The organism is Stenotrophomonas maltophilia group sp. RNC7 (assembly GCF_030910085.1).
GTDB classification, from domain to species: domain Bacteria; phylum Pseudomonadota; class Gammaproteobacteria; order Xanthomonadales; family Xanthomonadaceae; genus Stenotrophomonas; species Stenotrophomonas sepilia.
This window is the reverse complement of sequence record NZ_JAVFVN010000523.1, coordinates 1-918: the sequence shown is the minus strand read 5'-3', so window position 1 is coordinate 918 and position 918 is coordinate 1. Positions and strand designations below refer to the sequence as shown.

Here is a 918-nt window from a genome sequence, read left to right as displayed (position 1 = left end):
CAATTGCTTTTAATTGAAGTAACTCGTGATCCAGTTTACCAGTTTGACTTGTTCGTATGTAATCAAGCAGTTCTGGTTCTGCTTGAAATATAGGTTGTGTTTTATTATATTCTTCAAATGATAATGGGAAAAAATATTTGTCACTTTCATGAAGAATTTCTAAATAAATCGCGATTGCAGCTAGCTGATTTTCATCTTCAAGGAAGCTAAATGGTATTTTAAGGTGGGGATATTCATTTGAAATATATCCTCGCTCTTCTGTTGTTAATAGTCTAGCTCTAATTCCTATTACCTTATACGTATTTTCAGATTCGGTAGTGAACTCTTTTGAAAGAAAATTAAGCAGTTCCTGTTTGTCCCACTCTTTTATATGAGCTATTTTTTTTATAAAACCTTCATAGCATTGAAGTTCTTCCATTGATGCTAAACCTCCAGAGTATTAAAAAACTTTAATCTGTTATGCATAGTAATTTTACTAATTCATTAGCTTTATTATTATGAATAGAATAATAGATTTCTAGACCTTTTCTATCGCCTTTCAGTATTATCCCTTTCATTTTTGCTAGGTGCTGCGACACTGTTGATTGAGGAATATTTAATGTTTCTGTCAATTGCGTTACATTTAAAGTTTTATTTTTGTATAGTTCATAAAGTATTTTTAAGCGTACTGGGTGTGCCATAACCTTTATTGTATCAACATTTTCTTGAATCTCCATACTATTAGTTTCAAGTGTAACAAATCTTTGCATTGTTATGATCCCCCTTTTAATGGTTAAATTAGAGTTTATATTTAACTATTTAAAAAAATCTATAAACACTGTATTTAAAGTGGTAATTAATATAATTATACAATATAGATTCTAATTTGATGTGAAGTTGGTATGAAGTTTTTGAAAATAAAATATTTATCAAATTATA

General features: G+C 28.4%; 2 protein-coding genes. Both read right to left on the bottom strand.

The annotated features are described in order from the left end of the window. Nucleotides 1-418: hypothetical protein (locus tag RCF13_RS10140; protein ID WP_308141125.1), on the bottom strand; the 418-nt coding region annotated here is incomplete at its 3' end. 31 nt (nucleotides 419-449) lie between these two features. Beyond that, the gene (locus RCF13_RS10135) at nucleotides 450-749 is read right to left on the bottom strand and encodes a metalloregulator ArsR/SmtB family transcription factor (protein WP_016121554.1); all 300 of its coding nucleotides are present in this window, start codon (nucleotides 747-749) and stop codon (nucleotides 450-452) included. Nucleotides 750-918: the final 169 nt, after the last annotated feature.

Excerpts from the sequence above, each read along its gene's own strand:
- RCF13_RS10135 (WP_016121554.1), bottom strand. The coding sequence starts at position 749 with ATGCAAAGATTTGTTACACTTGAAACTAATAGTATGGAGATTCAAGAA.